Source organism: Chitinophaga solisilvae, from assembly GCF_009928525.1.
In the GTDB taxonomy this organism is placed as follows: Bacteria; Bacteroidota; Bacteroidia; order Chitinophagales; family Chitinophagaceae; genus Chitinophaga; species Chitinophaga solisilvae.
This window is the reverse complement of the sequence record NZ_JAABOK010000001.1, coordinates 629,335-645,901: the sequence shown is the minus strand read 5'-3', so window position 1 is coordinate 645,901 and position 16,567 is coordinate 629,335. Positions and strand designations below refer to the sequence as shown.

Below are 16,567 nucleotides of genomic sequence, written 5' to 3'. Positions count from 1 at the left end.
CTAATGTGAAACAAAATATACGCCAGCTGCAGCCGGGCGATATAATATGAATATCTGTGGAGCCGGGATTTAATACTGTGTTAAAAATTCTATGTATTGGGGAACGAATTGCCCCATTACAATACAGGCAACTATCATAAAACCTTCATCTGCAAGTGATTTGGTCCGGTGGCATATTCCTTGTTCGCATTCAGTAACAAATTGTTCACTACACTATAAAAATCCAGGATTATGGAACACATCAGGTATCAACAACTGGCACCCAGTGCTGACAACCACGAGAAAAGTCCGACAGACAAATCCAAACACAGTAAAAGAGGATTTGCATCCATGGACCCTGAACAGCAACGCGCTATTTCCAGGGAAGGTGGCAGGGCCGCGCACCAGCAGGGTGTTGCACATAAATTCACATCTGAAGAAGCCCGTGCTGCAGGTAAAAAAGGCGGAGAGGCAGTAAGCCGTAACCGCGAACATATGGCTGCCATAGGCCGCAAAGGCGGTACCAACCGAGGAAAGAAAAAGAGCAGCCAGACCACCAACGAGGAAAATAATTTTTAACGAAACCCGGCAAATGCCGGGTTTTTAATTTTTAGTATATTTAGCATAACACTATCAAAACAGGTTATGCTCCTACTCCTGAAAATACTGACCGCTGTCATCATGCTGGAACATTTCTACATCATGTGGTTTGAAATGTTCGCGTGGACCACCAGAGGGCCCAAAGTATTTAAAAGTCTTCCTCCGTCCTTATTTGCTCCCACCAAACCGCTGGCTGCCAATCAGGGGCTGTATAACGGCTTCCTCGCCGCAGGCCTGGGATGGTCGCTGCTCATCAGCGACCCTGTCTGGTCCCTGCGCACAGCTTCCTTTTTCCTCAGCTGCGTAGCCATTGCCGGAATTTATGGCGCCCTTACTGCCGACAGGAAGATCTTCTGGGTACAGGCATCGCCTGCCATCATAGCGTTGCTGTTAACATGTTTTGTGTAAATAACCTTATTGCCATCCTCCATGATTGATGAAGCAGATATCAGAATAGGCAACTATGTCTCCTATTTTGACTACAATATGGAAGAAACAGTATTTGTTGTAGAAGGCATCCTCGACGGATATATCTATAACAGCAGCCTGCCTCGCAGCAAACTTCCCTGTGACAAGGCCAATCCCGTAATGCTGGATCTCTATCAGCTGATAAAATTCGATTTTATCCGCGGGGCCGCGGATGAAGGAGAAGATGAAAATGTATACTCCCTGAAATACAACCGCCTCAACAGCCTGCACATCCGCTTCGAAAACGGCTGCTTTCAACCGGTAACGGAAGCTCCCGGCGGACTGGTTCCCTATGGCCGCCCCCTGGTGCACGTACATCAGCTGCAGAACCTCTTCCATGCCCTCAGCCGGGATGAGCTGACCCTCTGAGCTACCTGCCCGCCGTTACATACACCGCCAGCGCCCTGGGCAATATTTCTGCATTAATATCATTCACCTTACCGATATACTCTCCGTCTATCTGAAACTCCGCCTTCCGGCGCGTATATATATGCGCCTTCCTGGCCCGGATGATCTCTGTTTTACGCGGATTGAACGGCCGGTGGCTGAACATCATCTTCAATGTTTCTATCAGCGACAACTGCTTTATCAGTACCACTTCAAAAATACCGTCGCTGAGGTCACTCTCCGGATTGATGCAGGCGCCGGTGCCATACCTGCCGGCATTTGCCAGTACAATCATAAATGCATTTCTTCTTACTTCTTCTGCTCCATTATCAATGACCACCGCAAACTGCTGCCGGTAATAAAATGTTTTAAACGCCACCCGCGCGTAGCCCAGCATACCCCGCACGCCTGAGCGCTCAAAATACTTTACCAGTAAGGCATTCAGGCCAATATCACTCAGGTGCACCGATATTTCACGGCCATTGATACTAATCACGTCAATATGCTTTACCACACCGTCGGCAATCACCTGCAACGCCGCCTCCCAGTTTTCCGGCAGGCACAGATCCCGCGCCATGCCATTGGCCGATCCGGCCGGCAGGATACCTAACGGTATATCCGTATACAGCAGGCATCCTGCCACCAGCTTTACCGTACCGTCCCCGCCAGCCGCCACTACCCCATTCCAGCCCCCCTGCTGTATCAGGGCTGTTATGTCTGCCACATCTTTCTTTACATCTCCCGTCAGTATAAACAAGGTGATCTCATTTGCAGGCTTATCTGCAAAAAAACGTTGGACCACTTCTTGCGGCGCTATCTTCCGGTTTTTCCCGGAAGCAGGATTTATAATAAATAATAATCTTATCTTTTTAATCATATACACTATTTAAGCATCGGCCTCCCAGATATGGACCAGATAAACGTTACACCGGAGATCAAATATAACGCCGCAAAAAAAACGCCTGCAGGCAGGCTGCTGCAATGGCTTGGCCTCCGCACACAACCCATGGTAAAAGTTTACAGGGGCTACGGGCGCGACGGGCAGCTGCAGATCTTTGGTCACGTACTTTCCCTCAGCCCTGCGGCAGCTCCACAGCAAAGAAAAGGCGTACTGGCAAATATCGGGACATTACTGCGTCTTTTCATGGTACGCCCGGTGGCCAATGCCACCGTATACCTGCAATGGCAACAGCGGCGCATCAGCACCACCACCGCCACGGATGGCTTCTTCCATTTCCAGTGGGCGCCGGAAAGCCCCACTCCTGCCGGCTGGCACCCCATAACTGTCATGTATACCCAAAACGGGGAAGATATTACCTCCGGAAACGGCCTGCTCTACATCCCGCACCGTACCCAGTTCGGGTGTATTTCTGATATTGATGATACCTTCCTGATCTCCCACTCTGGTCATCTGCATAAAAAACTCTATGTGCTGCTTACCCGTAACCCGGCTGCCAGAAAGCCTTTCGAAGGAGTAGTACAACATTACCGGCTGCTGAGCCTCGGCCGTACCACAGCCGGTACGCCCAACCCGTTTTTCTATGTATCCAGCAGTGAATGGAATCTCTACGATTACCTGCTGGCATTTGCGGATGCCTGGGACCTGCCGCAGGGCGTATACCTGCTGAACCAGCTGAAAACATTCTCCCAGCTGTGGCAGACAGGTACCGGCAAGCATGGCACCAAATTTACCCGCATCGCCAGGATAATGGAGAGCTATCCGCATATGTCATTTGTTTTACTGGGAGATGATACCCAACAGGACCCGCATATCTATGAAGCTGTAGCTTCCCATTTCCCTGACCGGATATTGTGTATTTACCTGAGACAGGTAAGCCGTAAAAACAGGGCAGCCACAGAAGTGATCGTGCGCAGGCTGACAGACAAAGGTATTACCTGCTGCTACTTTGAGCACAGCGCCACCGCCATCACACACTCCCGGCAATATGGATTAATTGCTATGCAGGACTAAAGAAAAATTACGATACAGTCTATACAACGTATAGTCGTTACTATTATGCCGGTAATGATACAGGAAATTGCAGGAGAAAGAAGGCACTACAACCGTTGCCGGCATTATGCTGCCAGACAGGGCTGCAGCCTGTGTAATCCAGACTGCAGCCTGCATGCAGAGAATATATGGTGATTACTTACTACTAATTAATTATGGTGCGGCCGTTGCTGCAGCTTATCTACCACATGATGGAAAGAGCCTGCATTGGTCACCTCTCCGGCATTTACGAAATAGATCTCATCTGCATTTTCAATTGTGTTCAGGCGGTGCGCAATAATGACACGGGTAGTTTCTGCCGGCAGCTTTTCCAGTATTTCCCCCAGCAGTTTTTCCGTTACAGTATCAATATTGGCAGTAGCCTCATCCAGAATCAGTAATGCAGGTTTGCGTAATACCGCGCGCATAAAGGCGATCAGCTGTTTCTGTCCGAGGCTTACACTTTCTCCGGCAGACTGCACCTGGGTTTCAAGGCCCTGTTCAAAAATGGCAAGCAGCTTCTCCAGGTTAGCGCCGCGGATTACCTCTTCCAGTTGTTCATTCGTATAATTTTCATACGCATCATTGCCGTAGAGAATATTTTCCCTTACTGTACCGGTAAACAGAATCGGATCCTGCAATATGAAGCCGATCATCCGGGTACGGTCTTCCGCACTGTAAGCCCGGATATCTTTTCCGTTCAGCAGTACCGTGCCTTTCACCGGATCATATAAACGCGCAATGAGAGAGGCAGTCGTAGTTTTACCGCCGCCGGTAGGTCCTACCAGCGCATATGTCTTCCCTTTTTCCAGCGCGATATTGATATTATGCAGGATTTCCTTCCCTTCCGGATAGGCGAAATGCACCTGTTTCATTTCCAGCAGCGGCGCAGGGGATGCCTGTGACTGATCCTCCAGGGTGGTCATGTTATTTTCCAGCACCAGGATCTCAGAAATACGCTCCCAGCCTGCCATAGCTGTCTGAAAGCTTGCCCAGAGCGTAGCCATCTGGCGCAGCGGGCTGTAGAAAAAATTCGTATAGGCCAGGTAGCTCAGTAGCAGTCCGACGGTAAAAACGCCGGCAGTAATAAGGTATACGCCGTAACAAAGTACTATCAGCTGTGCAATAGCGGAAAACAGGGTATATAAGGGCACAAATATCTGGTTGGCAATACCCATTGCCTTAGCCGTGGTATAGTTGTTTTTATTGGCTGTTCCGAAGCGGTTCATGAAGTAGTCGCGCCGGCCGAAAGCCACTATCACCTTGAAGTTGCTCAGGCTTTCCTGTATTTCGGCGCTCAGGGCCCCTACTGTCTGCAGATTGCGGGCATTCTTTTTCTTCACCCAGGGCGACAATACCTGCGTAATCACCAGAATCACCAGTGCCGGAGCCAGGGAGGCCAGGCCTAGTTTTACATTCAGCGATACGAGGAAGATACCGGCGCCGGTCATGGTAATAATACCACCGATAAACTGCATGAGTGCCTGTGAAAAGAACTGGTTTAGTTTATCCGTATCGTTGTTGACACGGGAGATAAGATCTCCTGCCTTGTTCTGGTTAAAAAAAGCAACGGGCAGGTGCTGCAGCTTATGGAAAACCGCGTTGCGCAAGGTAAACAGGGCACGCTGTCCGACAGTACCCATGAGTTTCATCTGCAGGTAATTGGTAAAAAAGGCCAGGATGTAAATGAACAGGAGGATGCCCGAAAAAAGCAGCACCCCGCTGTATTCCCCGCGGGTGATATAGGTATCGATCACATAGGCCGCCAGTAAAGGCCCCAGCAGGCTCAGGGCCGAATTGGCCAGTGTGGCCAGCAGGGCGAGAATCAGCTTCTGTCTTTCATGGGATATAAGTTTAAGCAGACTTTTAAAGGCAGCATAGACAGACAGCTCCCTGGTTTCCTGCCTGGAATCCTTGCTAAGATTGTAGTTCATAGTTGCTGGTGCTTTGCTGTGAATGAAATATCTGTACATAATCGGGGCAGGAATCCATCAGTTCAGTATGGGTTCCGGCAGCAATCATTTCTCCTTCCATCAACAGGATGATCTGATCATAATGGATAACAGAAGCTATTTTCTGTGTTACAGAGATGAGGGTAAGATCTGGGTACTGTTGATGGATATTGCCCAGGATACGTTGTTCCGTGCCAGTATCCACCCTGGCGGTAAAATCATCCAGCAGCAGAATTTTAGGATCAATCGCCAGCGCACGCGCCAGCATAATGCGTTGTTTTTGTCCGCCGGAAAGACTGGTACCTCTTTCAGACGCAATGCTATCCAGCTTTTGAGGCAGCTTATCCGTAAACTCCTTTACTTCGGAAGCGGTAATGGCTTTATCCAGGGATTCGTCTGTCACCAGATCACTGAACGCGATATTTTCCCGGATGCTCATGTTAAAGATCACGCTGTCCTGGAAAACAAAGCCCACCTGGCGATGAAAGGATTCGCTTTCAAATTCACCGATGTCGTGGCCGTCGATCGTAATTTTTCCTTCATTGGGTTTTATCAGGCGCATGAGCAGGTAGAGCAGCTGTGTTTTTCCGGCTGCTGTAGGTCCGATGATGGCTATTTTAGAGCCGGCCTTCACGTTAAAGGAAATATTCTTCAGCACTGTTTTTTCGCCGTAGCTGAGGGAGAGGTTATCGCAGGCGATATCCCCTTTCAGCGTAGTAACCAGGGCTCCTGGTTCCAGCATATCCGGAGAGGTGAGTACGCCGCTGATACGCTCATAGGAAGCGGTAGCCTGGGCTATCACGGTACTCATAAAACCGATGATGAGAATCGGGAAGATGAGAATAGAAAGATAACTGTTGAAAGCGGCGAAGTCGCCCAGCGTCATGGAGCTGTTAATTACAAACTTACCTCCCAGGGCCAGAATGGCGAGTGCTGCGAGGTTGGCGATGAGTGTAATGACAGGAATCAGTCCGGCGAACATTTTCAGGATGGATAACCCGAAGGTCATCGCCTGGCCGTTGGCCGAAAGGAATTTTTCGTACTCCCGTTGCTGTGAGTTCACCACATTTATCAGTGCAGCGCCGAGGATGCTTTCGTTGATTACTTTATTGAGCCGGTCCATCACTTCCCTGCCTTTCATAAAGAGTGCGCGGACCTTGCCCAGCACCATAAAGAAGGTGACGCCCATGGTGGGTATCATGGCAATGACTACCAGTGCCAGCTTCCAGTTGATGGTGAGCAGCAGGATGCTGGTACCGATGATGATAAAAACGGAGGAGACGATGGATACAATGGCCATTGAAACAAACAGTTTGATGGCATCTACATCGCTGGTGAGGTTGGTCAGCAATTTAGAGGGGTTCGACTGTTCTATCCAGGCATAGCTTTGCCGGGATATTTTTTCCGCGATCTGTGTACGCAGATTTCTGGCCACTTTTTCAGAGGCATACGTCTGTATAATATTCTGCACATAGGTAAAAATGAATATTACCAGTGCGGCGGCGCTGAATTGCCAGATGAGGGGCAGATAATCAAAATGACCGTGGGAAAAGGCATCTATTCCGTTACCTATAATGATAGGTAACCACAGGTTTAGACCGTTTCCTAACAGGGCAAACAATATCAGCAGCGCAATTAATCCTTTGTATGGGCGCAGCAGGCTAATAATACCTGGCTGCTTTTTGGCACTTCCGGGCGGCTGTTTCATTCGTGAGAGAGATGGTTAAGGTTCCAGGAAAATATGCAAATTAAAAAATTTTCGCCGGAACCTTCATCTGTCACGAAGGTTTATTTTTATCCCGGAAGCTATACGAGCACCGGGCTTAAAGCCACTTCGGGAAGAGGCGGTACGGCTGTCTGCCTGCGTTCAAATGCTTCCAGCATGGTATGCAGGCAATTTTTCAGCTGGTGGAGATCGGATGATTTCACGAGCCAGTCGGCCGCTCCCAGGGATTTCATGCGGGTCATATCTTCCGGGGTAAAAGCGGCGGCATAAAAAATGACCGGCGTATTTTCCAATGACGGTATCTGCCGGAGCTGGTCCAGCATACGTTTACCATCTTCCGCCGGCTGCTGCACGCGCAGAAAAATGTAATCCGGTGTATCGGGCTGCGCGGTGCAGAAGGCGGCGGCATGGTCAACATGATCAAAGCAGATGCAGGCTTTACTTACCTGCAGGAGATCAAAAGCCAGAAAGAACTGGTTACGGGCATCCCTGCTATCGTCAATCAGGAATGAGGATATTTGCTGTTTCATCGTTAATACGGATAGTTCATTCACATGGTTTCCAAAATCTGTCTCAATAAAGGATAACAATATTTATCAGCCCATAGCATTGCTGTAGACATCCGGTGTTACCTCGTTATTGTTATGCTGCCCTTTGCCATATTTATTCTTGAGCGCAGCTACGGCGTCATCTGCCGCTGCGGTCGTTTTATCCAGTAACCGGCGGGCTTTATCCCGGTTAGCCAGTAATAATATCAGGCCGGCAGCCACCGACCCTACCACTGTGGAGGCAATCAGTATCTTTTTCATAAAATAAAAGTTTAGTCCGGTCAGGATATAGCCAATCCTGTGCCATTTGAGATTTGGTTATTTGAGATTTGATTATTTAAAATGCAGCGGAGACATAAGCGAAAATCATTGCTGCTTAACGCTTATGTCTCCGCTGCATTTTAAATAATCAAATCTCAAATAACCAAATCTCAAATACTGAAGATTTTTTGCCCCTGGTTGTGGAATGCTACATGTTGGGAACGGGCTAAAATGAAAAAAGGCTGTTTCTGATGAAACAACCTTTTTCCTGGTGACCGCGTCAGGATTCAAACCTGAAACCTTCTGATCCGTAGTCAGATGCTCTATTCAGTTGAGCTACGCAGCCGTTTTGTTTGATATTGCAAAGATAGTATTTTTTACAATTCTAACAAATTATTTTTCAATCTTTTATACTTGTTACTTTTTAACAGTATTTGATTTTTTCGCTAAAAAATGCTGCAGGTTATGCAGCACTTTCCAACTTTTTGTGACCTCATCTGGATTCAAACCAGAAACCTTTTGATTCGTAGTCAAATGCTCTATTCAGTTGAGCTATGAAGCCATTCCCGTTTTGGGATTGCAAATGTAGGATTAGTTTTAAACTAAACAAATTTTTTTGCGATATTTTTTTTCATCAACTACCGTAAACGGGTATACGAAGAAGGACACATCTTCCGAAACACTTTACTACAAAGGATTTTGAAGGAATTATCTTTTCATCCGGGGAGAAGAAAAAAAATACAGTTATCTGTCAACGATTATAAAAACCATTCCTCCTTTTTTGCTTTCTGCTGATCTGAAGGTGTTAAAACCGGGCTGGGTATAAAAAGAAAAAGCCGCTTTAAAAGCGGCTTTATTTCTTTTTTTTCTGGTGACCGCGTCAGGATTCAAACCTGAAACCTTCTGATCCGTAGTCAGATGCTCTATTCAGTTGAGCTACGCAGCCATTTGTTTGTGATAGGATTGCAAAGGTATGCGTTTTTCTCAAACTACCAAATTCTTTCTGATTTTTTTCTGCAAATTCCTGGTTTACATGTACTTTTACAGTAATTGCTTAATATATAGTACAAGTGAAAATTCAACTCTGGAGCATCGGAAAGGAACATGATCCCTATATCAGGGAAGGGATAGCTGTATTTCAGAAAAGACTGCAGCACTATGTGGATTTTGATGTTAAACTCATCCCCACCGTGAAACAGGCAGCGAGCCTGTCAGTTCCCGAATTGAAAAAACAGGAAGCCAGGCTCATCATGGACCTGTTACAGCCAACGGATTACCTGCTTGCGCTGGATGAAAAGGGAAAAATGATGACAACAGTTCAGTTCTCCGAATTTCTGCAACAACGTACCAATGCAGGCACCCGTCAGCTGATTATACTGATCGGGGGCGCATTCGGCATTGATCAGTCCCTGCTGCAACGCGCACAGCTACAAATGTCTCTCTCTCCCCTCACCTTTCCCCACCAGCTGGTGAGACTGATTTTTACGGAGCAGCTGTATCGCGCCTACACCGTATTAAATCGCGAGAAATATCATCATCAATAGTTACATTTATAGTCTAACAATCCGAACTTATGTCCATCAGTATTATCATCATCATCGTAACGTGCCTGATTTCCTATTCTGCCCTGAACAACTACGATCAGCTGGATAAGCTAATGCTGCGCCCCTACGAGGTAAGCAGATACAGACAGTACTACCGGTTTATTACATCCGGCTTTGTACATGCGGATTTCCAGCACCTGCTGTTCAATATGCTGACATTGTATTTCTTCGGCAGCTTTATAGAGAGTGTGTTTGAACAGCTGTTTCAGAACAAGCTGGTATATATCCTGTATTACCTGCTGGGTATTGTTATAGCAGATATTCCGTCTTACCTGAAGCACCGCAACAACCCGAATTACGCCTCGCTCGGCGCTTCCGGCGCTATTTCCGGTATCGTATTTACCTCTATCCTCATAAATCCGTGGGCCAGCATCTACCTTTTCTTCGCCATAAAAATTCCGGCAGTCATCTACGGCGTATTATTCCTCGCCATCTCCGCCTACATGTCCAGGAAAGGCGGCGGTAACGTCAACCACGATGCGCACCTCTGGGGCGCATTGTACGGCCTCGTATTCCCGTTGGTATTTCACCCGGAACTTGGAACTAATTTTATTTATATGCTCACACATAGGTGATTTAAAATTACGAATTATTAATTACGAATTACGAATGATGAATTGCGAATGAGAGCGATATAAGCGGATAAAGAATTTAATCTTCGTTTTGAACTTCGCTTCTACATTCGTAATTCGCAATTCGTAATTCGTAATTGATCATTCGTAATTTCTCCTTTAAGTTTCCAGCACCAATACCCTTCTACAACCTTGTGTGAGTTTAAAACGGTCGTCAATGCGCATGCCTACAATCCAGATAATTCTTTTGGCAGATTCTATGACCCAGACATTTTCTTTCTGGGGAAGGGATAGTTTCTGATCGATGAGGAAGCGGCTGATTTTTTTCTTTCTGGACATGCCCAGTGGATAGAAGTAATCGCCCTGTTTCCATTTGCGTAATATGAGCGGATAGGTGATTTTATCTGCATCCAGCCAGGCGATGGAAGGTGTTGCCGGAATGGTTTCCGTGCCGCGTTCCTGGCGGCGGATGCGCAACTGCCGGTCGCCGAATGACAGGTGTGACTGTGAGGCTTCGATCACCTGCAGGGGCGCTTCTTCCAGCGGAACAGGCGTAATCAGCAGCCAGTTGCGGTTGCGGATAATGCGATGGGAGGAGGTTTCCACGTATCTGCCAGACTCGCTGTCCAGCAGGGAGAGTACCTGCTGCGTTTGGGCAGGACTGCAATCAAAGGCGCGGAACAGTTCCCAGGCAATGGTTTGCAGGGGAACGGCCAGCTGCAGTTTACGTACAGGTACCCTGAAAGTGTTGCCTTCTTTAAACAGCAATCTTTTACGGTGCTTCGCCAATGCCTCCTGGTAAAGGATTTCAGCCTCCTTCATACGGGCAATGGAGCCATCCATATTTTTTATAGCTGCAGGGAACACTTCCTGTATCTGCGGGATGACATGATGCCGGAAGAAATTACGTGTATACTTGTCCGTTATATTGGAGCTATCTTCCACAAAGCTGATCCCGTGCAGGGCTGCGTAGGCAGTCAGCACATCCTTGTCCGTAAACAGCAGCGGACGGATCAGGCGTTCCTGTTTAGGCAATATACCGTGCAGGCCGGCGATGCCGGTGCCTTTGCAGAAATTCATCAGGGCAGTTTCCACGCTGTCCTGCATATGATGGGCCGTAGCTATATAGCTGTATCCTTCCTGGATGCGGATTGTTTCCAGCCATCCGTAGCGTAATTCCCGGGCCGCCACCTGGATGCTTACCTGGTGCGAGGCTGCCCATTCTTCCGTATTAAACCGGACGTTATACAACGGCATATCCAGGGAGGCGGCCAGCTGCTGAACGAATTGTTCATCTCTTACAGATTCTTCTCCCCGCAGCTGGAAGTTGCAATGCGCTATACCTGCAGTGAAGCCTGCCGCTTTGAACAGACGGGCCATCACCACCGAGTCTGACCCTCCGCTCACCGCCAGCAGTATACGTTGTGACGGATCAAAAAGTTGCTGTGCAGTAATATATGATCTGAAATTTGTCAGTAGTTGTTGTGGCATGTTTACTTACTTATATTAATACACCAGTTCTTCATAGGCTGCCTGCAGCTCGTTGTAGGCATGTCTTTCATTGCCGGCCTTTGCCATTTCCATTCCTTTTTCATAGGTTGCAACAGCCGCCTCTCTTTGTCCGCTGCGCTCCAGCAGTTTACCCAGGTGGTAGTAAGAACCAACATACCCGGGTTCGTGTGCGAGCAGTTCTTCAAAGAGCTGCCGGGCGCCGGCATCGTCGTTCAATTTTATGTATTCCAGTGCCAGTGCGTGTTTCAGGAAGCTGTCGTTCGGACTTTTTTCCAGCATCTGTTTAATGAGTGCAATTCTATCCATGCGGGTTGTATGTTTTTCTCAGGCTGCAATAAATTACAGATAACAATCATATCTGATGGTTTATACTGATTAAAATCATATTATTGGCCCTGCGGTTGGCGTACATTAATTAAATATATTTGCTATTACCGCATTTTTAAACCAAACAGTTTAAGGCCATGAAGATTTTAGTTTGTATCAGTAAAACTCCGGACACGACTGCAAAAATAGCTTTCACGGACAATAACACGAAATTCAATGAGGCTGGCGTCCAGTTTATTATTAACCCTTACGATGAATGGTATGCGCTGGTAAGAGCGCTGGAACTGAAAGAAACCATTGGTGCAGACGTACATCTGGTTACTGTAGGCGGCGTAGATTGTGACCCAATTATCCGCAAGGCGCTGGCGCTGGGCGGCGATGAAGCATTCCGTATCAACGCAGACAGCGCTGACAGTTATTATATAGCGGCTGAGATAGCGGCATTTGCGAAAGACAAACAATACGACATCATATTTACCGGTAAGGAAACCATTGATTACAATGGTTCCGGCATCGGCGGTATGGTAGCAGAACTGCTGGACCTCCCCTATGTGTCCATTGCGGCCAAATTTGAACTGAGCGGCACCAAAGCTACTATTAACCGGGAAATTGAAGGCGGTGAAGAAATCTGTGAAGTATCGCTTCCGGTAGTAGTTTCCTGTCAGAAAGGAATGGCAGAAGCCCGTATACCTAACATGCGCGGTATTATGGCAGCGAGAACAAAACCGTTGGCCGTTGTAGAACCTGTTGCTGCAGAAACGCTGACCAGCATTGTCAGCTTTGAGCTGCCGCCGGCTAAGGCAGGCGTGAAACTCATCAGCCCTGATAATGTTGACGAGCTGGTAAAATTACTGCACGAAGAAGCAAAGGTGATCTGATCACCGGCAGGTATCTATTTGTTCATTTCTAATTCTACATTTTCATGTCTATATTAATATTTGCCGATCAGGCACAGGGAAAAATCAAGAAAGCAGCGCTGGAAGCAGTGCAATACGGAGCCAAAGTAGCACAACAGCTGGGCACTACCGCCACAGCGCTGGTACTGGGTCCTGCAGACAATGCAGAGCTGACGGCACTGGGTAACTATGGCGCCGCTAAAGTATTGCATGTGGCAGATGCCCGCCTGCATGAAGTAGAAAGTGGTGTGTTCACCAAAATCATTGCCGAAGCGGCAGGTAAGGAAGGTGCACAGGTGATTGTATTCCCTCACAACTTTGACGGTAAAGCCATCGCGCCCCGTGTAGCCGCCAGACTGAAAGCCGGACTGGTTGCGGGCGCTGTATCCTACCCTGATACCAGTAACGGATTTGTTGTAAAGAAAAATGTATTTTCCGGTAAGGCATTTGCCAATGTAAATATTACTTCAGAGAAGAAAATCATCTCTCTCATACCTAACACTTTCCCTGCTGTGGCAGGCTCCGGCACGGCGACAGTGGAAGCTTTTACACCAGCTGTACAGGATGCTGACTTCAAGGTAAAAGTGTTGAAAGTAGAAACGGTGAGCGGAGATATTCCACTGACAGAAGCAGAGATTATCGTGAGCGGTGGCCGCGGATTGAAAGGCCCTGAGAACTGGGGTATCCTGGAAGACCTGGCCAAAGCGCTGGGAGCAGCCACTGCCAGCTCCCGCCCGGTAGCAGATTCAGGCTGGCGCCCTCATCATGAACACGTAGGCCAGACCGGTCTTACCGTACGCCCCAACCTGTATATTGCCATCGGTATTTCCGGTGCTATTCAGCACCTGGCCGGTGTAAACGGAAGTAAAGTCATTGTAGTCATCAACAAGGATCCGGAAGCACCCTTTTTCAAAGCTGCAGATTATGGCATAGTTGGTGATGCCTTTGAAGTAGTTCCGAAGCTGACTGCCGCCGTAAAACAACTCAAAGGCAATTAATATTTTGAGATTTGGTTATTTGAGATTTGGTTATTTAAAATGCAGCGGAGAATTAAGCGGAGAATTAAGCGGAGATTTGAGCGCATGTCTGAGTGGAGATGTAAGTAAAAAATCTATGTGTTGAAACTTCGGTTAACGCTCCGCTGCATTTTAAATGACTAAATTTCAAATAACCAAATCCCAAATCATAATAGATTTATTTTAGAGATAAGGAATATTTTTCTAACTTCACGGTCTTACAAAACATTCAGCGACAACGCAAGACAGATATGAGAAAAATAGAACTGGAAATAGTTGCTTTATCGCACAGCATTACGCAGACTCATTCATATGCCGTGGTATTGGGAGAAGTAAACGGACTACGTCGTTTGCCGATTGTGATCGGAGGCTTTGAAGCGCAGGCGATAGCCGTGGCGTTGGAAAAGATGCAACCCAGCCGTCCTCTTACACATGATCTGATGAAAAACTTTATGAATGCATTCAATATTGAATTGCATGAAGTAGTGATCAGTAATTTACAAGAGGGCATTTTTTATTCCAAACTTATCTGTTCCAGCAATGATGAAACTATAGAGATCGATTCCCGTACGTCCGATGCACTGGCACTGGCTGTACGTTTTGGCTGTCCTATCTACACCTTCGAAAATATTCTCAACAGCGCAGGCATACTGCTGGATGATCCGGCAGGCAAAAAAAGCGCCAAGCCTGTAACCCCCACCATTTCCGAACACGAGAGAGGAGCAGAAGACGACCTCAAAGCCATGAACCTGGAAGAGCTGACACAGCTGTTACAGGAAGTACTGGAACAGGAAGATTACATCCGGGCTATCGCTATCCGCGACGAAATCAATAGCCGTAAAAGCAGATAAATTTTTTGATCCCTGGTAAGTGCAACGGATAGACTACCTGTCTGCTGCATTGCCGTGCAATGTATTTTACATGATAGTTTTTCCTAATTGTAAGATTAACCTCGGACTGCACATCACCCGCAGGCGGGATGATGGATTTCATGATCTGGAAACTGTATTTTATCCCCTGCCGGTAACAGATGCACTGGAGGTTATCAGCGCACCTGCGCTCACCTTCAACAGCAGTGGTATTGCAGTTCCCGGAGATGCTGCCGACAATCTCTGTATCAGGGCATTCCGGTTATTGCAGCAGGATTATCCGCAGCTGCAACCGGTAGCGATACATCTGCATAAGCATATTCCTATCGGGGCCGGCCTCGGAGGCGGATCTTCCGATGCGGCATTTATGCTGAAAGCACTCAGCAGCAAATTCCAGCTGCATCTGAGTGAAGCGGCACTGATGGATTACGCAGCACAGTTGGGAAGCGACTGTCCTTTTTTCATTCCCAACAGGCCGTGCTATGCCACCGGGCGCGGAGAAATACTGACGCCGCTGTCCTTGGACCTGTCCAGCTGCTCTTTCCTGCTGGTACATCCTGGTATTCATGTGAATACGGGCTGGGCCTTCCGGCAGATTACGCCGCAGACGCCTGCGTATGCCTTACAGGAAAAAATTATGGAGCCGGTAGATACCTGGAAAGATGTTATCAGCAATGATTTTGAGCAGCCGGTATTCCGGGAGTACCCGGTGCTGGCGGCTATAAAGGCAGCCATGTATGAAAACGGGGCAATATATGCGGCAATGAGTGGCAGTGGTTCCGCAGTGGTAGGTATCTTCCCTAAAAACAAAATAGCTGACATCCGGTGGGATGCCAGCTACCTGGTATATAAAGTGAGTTAAGGCTTACTTTACAGAAGCAACCAGCTTCTTGAAGGTTTCTGGTTCATTCATAGCCAGATCAGCCAGAACTTTTCTGTTCAGGTCGATGTTTTTACCGGCTAATTTGTTCATGAACACAGAGTAGGTCAGACCTTCTGCTCTTACTGCAGCGTTGATACGGGCGATCCACAGCTGACGGTAGTTTCTTTTCTTCAGTTTACGACCTACGTAGCTATAAGTGAGTCCTTTTTCGAGGACGTTCTTCGCTACTGTGTAAACATTCTTTCTTTTACCGTAGAAGCCTTTGGCTTGCTTTAAGATCCTTTTTCTCCGGGCTCTTGAAGCTACGGCGTTAACTGAACGAGGCATTTTGTTTGTTTTTTCTCAGGTTATAAAATTCGATTTGTTTGTTGGACAGGCTACTAGCGGAGGCCGAGCATTCTCTTAACCAGGTTAAGATTTGCTTCGTGAACCAGCGTACTGCCTCTCAGGCTACGTTTTCTTTTCGTAGATTTCTTGGTCAGTAAGTGGCTTTTGAAAGCCATGAACCGCTTAATCTGTCCGTTCCCGCCTACCTTGAAGGTCTTCTTGGCACGGGAATGTGTCTTTACTTTGGGCATCTTACATCAAATTTGGTCTGCAAAGGTAGGGAATTTATTTAAAAAATCGCACAGTAGGGCAAATAATTAGCCCCTGCTGCAAAATGTGGATAACTTTTTCCCCTCTTTTTTCTCCCCTATTAAATTATTGACAATCAGCCAGCCTTCCCTTTCTCCGCCTACCTATCATGTGTGCATTTCATATTAGAATCTTTTTAACTTTTTTTATTTTTCTATATTATATTTACTTTTAATCTTAAAATATGCACATATTTTAGCCATATAACGTATAAACAACCTGACGCCTATGAAAACATTTTACTCATTCCCTCAGCCCGAGCAGCGCAGTGTTTGCGCACCTTTTCATCGATGTAAGCAGTTGAAAAACAACAGTTATTGAAGACGCGAAAGCGCTCAATA

19 protein-coding genes and 3 tRNA genes are annotated in these 16,567 nt (G+C 47.2%); 10 read left to right on the top strand and 12 right to left on the bottom strand.

Annotation, left to right across the window (positions count from 1 at the left end; all coding sequences use genetic code 11):
- The first annotated feature begins 231 nt into the window (after positions 1-231).
- The 3 genes from GWG06_RS02270 (at position 232) to GWG06_RS02260 (ending at position 1,416) form a co-directional block, all read left to right on the top strand.
- Positions 232-558, top strand: a complete 327-nt coding sequence (locus GWG06_RS02270; RefSeq protein ID WP_127035321.1) for a KGG domain-containing protein — start codon at positions 232-234, stop codon at positions 556-558.
- A gap of 66 nt (positions 559-624) precedes the next feature.
- Complete coding sequence (locus tag GWG06_RS02265; protein ID WP_127035323.1) at positions 625-987, top strand: DUF1304 domain-containing protein; 363 nt, start codon at positions 625-627, stop codon at positions 985-987.
- A 21-nt stretch (positions 988-1,008) separates the two neighbouring features.
- Complete coding sequence (locus tag GWG06_RS02260; protein ID WP_127035325.1) at positions 1,009-1,416, top strand: hypothetical protein; 408 nt, start codon at positions 1,009-1,011, stop codon at positions 1,414-1,416.
- Position 1,417: 1 nt separating this feature from the next.
- Here GWG06_RS02260 and GWG06_RS02255 read toward each other — a convergent pair whose 3' ends face one another.
- Entirely contained in the window at positions 1,418-2,311 is an 894-nt protein-coding gene (locus GWG06_RS02255) for a diacylglycerol/lipid kinase family protein (protein WP_160711039.1), read from the bottom strand.
- Positions 2,312-2,341: 30 nt separating this feature from the next.
- On the opposite strand from GWG06_RS02255, the gene GWG06_RS02250 reads away from it, so the two are divergent.
- Positions 2,342-3,406, top strand: coding sequence for an App1 family protein (locus GWG06_RS02250; protein WP_160711037.1), 1,065 nt, complete (start codon positions 2,342-2,344; stop codon positions 3,404-3,406).
- A gap of 188 nt (positions 3,407-3,594) precedes the next feature.
- On the opposite strand, the gene GWG06_RS02245 is transcribed toward GWG06_RS02250, so the two are convergent.
- The 7 genes from GWG06_RS02245 to GWG06_RS02215 all read right to left on the bottom strand — a co-directional run bounded on the left by GWG06_RS02245 (position 3,595) and on the right by GWG06_RS02215 (position 8,857).
- Entirely contained in the window at positions 3,595-5,358 is a 1,764-nt protein-coding gene (locus GWG06_RS02245) for an ABC transporter ATP-binding protein (RefSeq protein WP_160711035.1), read from the bottom strand.
- Positions 5,342-7,084 carry an ABC transporter ATP-binding protein gene (locus GWG06_RS02240; protein WP_160711033.1) on the bottom strand — a complete coding sequence of 581 codons (1,743 nt, stop codon included), beginning with the start codon at positions 7,082-7,084 and terminating at the stop codon, positions 5,342-5,344. The genes GWG06_RS02245 and GWG06_RS02240 overlap by 17 nt, the downstream gene beginning before the upstream one ends.
- Before the next feature lie 98 nt (positions 7,085-7,182).
- Complete coding sequence (locus GWG06_RS02235) at positions 7,183-7,632, bottom strand: response regulator (RefSeq protein ID WP_160711031.1); 450 nt, start codon at positions 7,630-7,632, stop codon at positions 7,183-7,185.
- 66 nt (positions 7,633-7,698) lie between these two features.
- Positions 7,699-7,911 (bottom strand): hypothetical protein, encoded by a 213-nt coding sequence (locus tag GWG06_RS02230; RefSeq protein ID WP_127035337.1) that lies wholly within the window; start codon positions 7,909-7,911, stop codon positions 7,699-7,701.
- Between the two features lie 269 nt (positions 7,912-8,180).
- A tRNA-Arg gene (locus tag GWG06_RS02225) sits at positions 8,181-8,257 on the bottom strand.
- A 142-nt stretch (positions 8,258-8,399) separates the two neighbouring features.
- Positions 8,400-8,473, bottom strand: a tRNA-Arg gene (locus GWG06_RS02220).
- A gap of 307 nt (positions 8,474-8,780) precedes the next feature.
- Positions 8,781-8,857: transfer RNA gene (locus GWG06_RS02215), tRNA-Arg, on the bottom strand.
- A gap of 124 nt (positions 8,858-8,981) precedes the next feature.
- On the opposite strand from GWG06_RS02215, the gene GWG06_RS02210 reads away from it, so the two are divergent.
- Both GWG06_RS02210 and GWG06_RS02205 read left to right on the top strand, forming a co-directional pair.
- Positions 8,982-9,455, top strand: coding sequence for a 23S rRNA (pseudouridine(1915)-N(3))-methyltransferase RlmH (locus tag GWG06_RS02210; RefSeq protein ID WP_127035339.1), 474 nt, complete (start codon positions 8,982-8,984; stop codon positions 9,453-9,455).
- A gap of 29 nt (positions 9,456-9,484) precedes the next feature.
- On the top strand, positions 9,485-10,090 hold the full coding sequence (locus tag GWG06_RS02205) for a rhomboid family intramembrane serine protease (RefSeq protein WP_127035341.1): 606 nt from the start codon (positions 9,485-9,487) through the stop codon (positions 10,088-10,090).
- A gap of 156 nt (positions 10,091-10,246) precedes the next feature.
- On the opposite strand, the gene tilS is transcribed toward GWG06_RS02205, so the two are convergent.
- Positions 10,247-11,578: a tRNA lysidine(34) synthetase TilS gene (tilS, locus tag GWG06_RS02200; RefSeq protein WP_127035343.1), complete on the bottom strand. Its 1,332-nt coding sequence runs from the start codon at positions 11,576-11,578 to the stop codon at positions 10,247-10,249.
- A 15-nt stretch (positions 11,579-11,593) separates the two neighbouring features.
- Positions 11,594-11,905: a tetratricopeptide repeat protein gene (locus GWG06_RS02195; RefSeq protein WP_127035345.1), complete on the bottom strand. Its 312-nt coding sequence runs from the start codon at positions 11,903-11,905 to the stop codon at positions 11,594-11,596.
- A 158-nt stretch (positions 11,906-12,063) separates the two neighbouring features.
- Between GWG06_RS02195 and GWG06_RS02190 the strand changes: the two genes are divergently transcribed.
- The 4 genes from GWG06_RS02190 to ispE all read left to right on the top strand — a co-directional run bounded on the left by GWG06_RS02190 (position 12,064) and on the right by ispE (position 15,569).
- Entirely contained in the window at positions 12,064-12,804 is a 741-nt protein-coding gene (locus tag GWG06_RS02190; RefSeq protein ID WP_127035347.1) for an electron transfer flavoprotein subunit beta/FixA family protein, read from the top strand.
- Between the two features lie 44 nt (positions 12,805-12,848).
- Positions 12,849-13,820 carry an electron transfer flavoprotein subunit alpha/FixB family protein gene (locus tag GWG06_RS02185; RefSeq protein WP_160711029.1) on the top strand — a complete coding sequence of 324 codons (972 nt, stop codon included), beginning with the start codon at positions 12,849-12,851 and terminating at the stop codon, positions 13,818-13,820.
- Positions 13,821-14,089: 269 nt separating this feature from the next.
- Entirely contained in the window at positions 14,090-14,689 is a 600-nt protein-coding gene (locus GWG06_RS02180; RefSeq protein WP_127035351.1) for a bifunctional nuclease family protein, read from the top strand.
- A gap of 70 nt (positions 14,690-14,759) precedes the next feature.
- On the top strand, positions 14,760-15,569 hold the full coding sequence (gene ispE, locus GWG06_RS02175) for a 4-(cytidine 5'-diphospho)-2-C-methyl-D-erythritol kinase (protein ID WP_160711027.1): 810 nt from the start codon (positions 14,760-14,762) through the stop codon (positions 15,567-15,569).
- A 3-nt stretch (positions 15,570-15,572) separates the two neighbouring features.
- Here the strand turns inward: ispE and rplT are convergent, their stop codons facing one another.
- Together rplT and rpmI are read right to left on the bottom strand one after the other, a co-directional pair.
- Positions 15,573-15,917, bottom strand: coding sequence for a 50S ribosomal protein L20 (gene rplT / locus GWG06_RS02170; protein ID WP_127035355.1), 345 nt, complete (start codon positions 15,915-15,917; stop codon positions 15,573-15,575).
- Between the two features lie 53 nt (positions 15,918-15,970).
- A complete protein-coding gene (gene rpmI / locus GWG06_RS02165; protein ID WP_127035357.1) occupies positions 15,971-16,168 on the bottom strand; it encodes a 50S ribosomal protein L35 in 198 nt (65 codons plus the stop codon).
- Positions 16,169-16,567 lie beyond the last annotated feature (399 nt).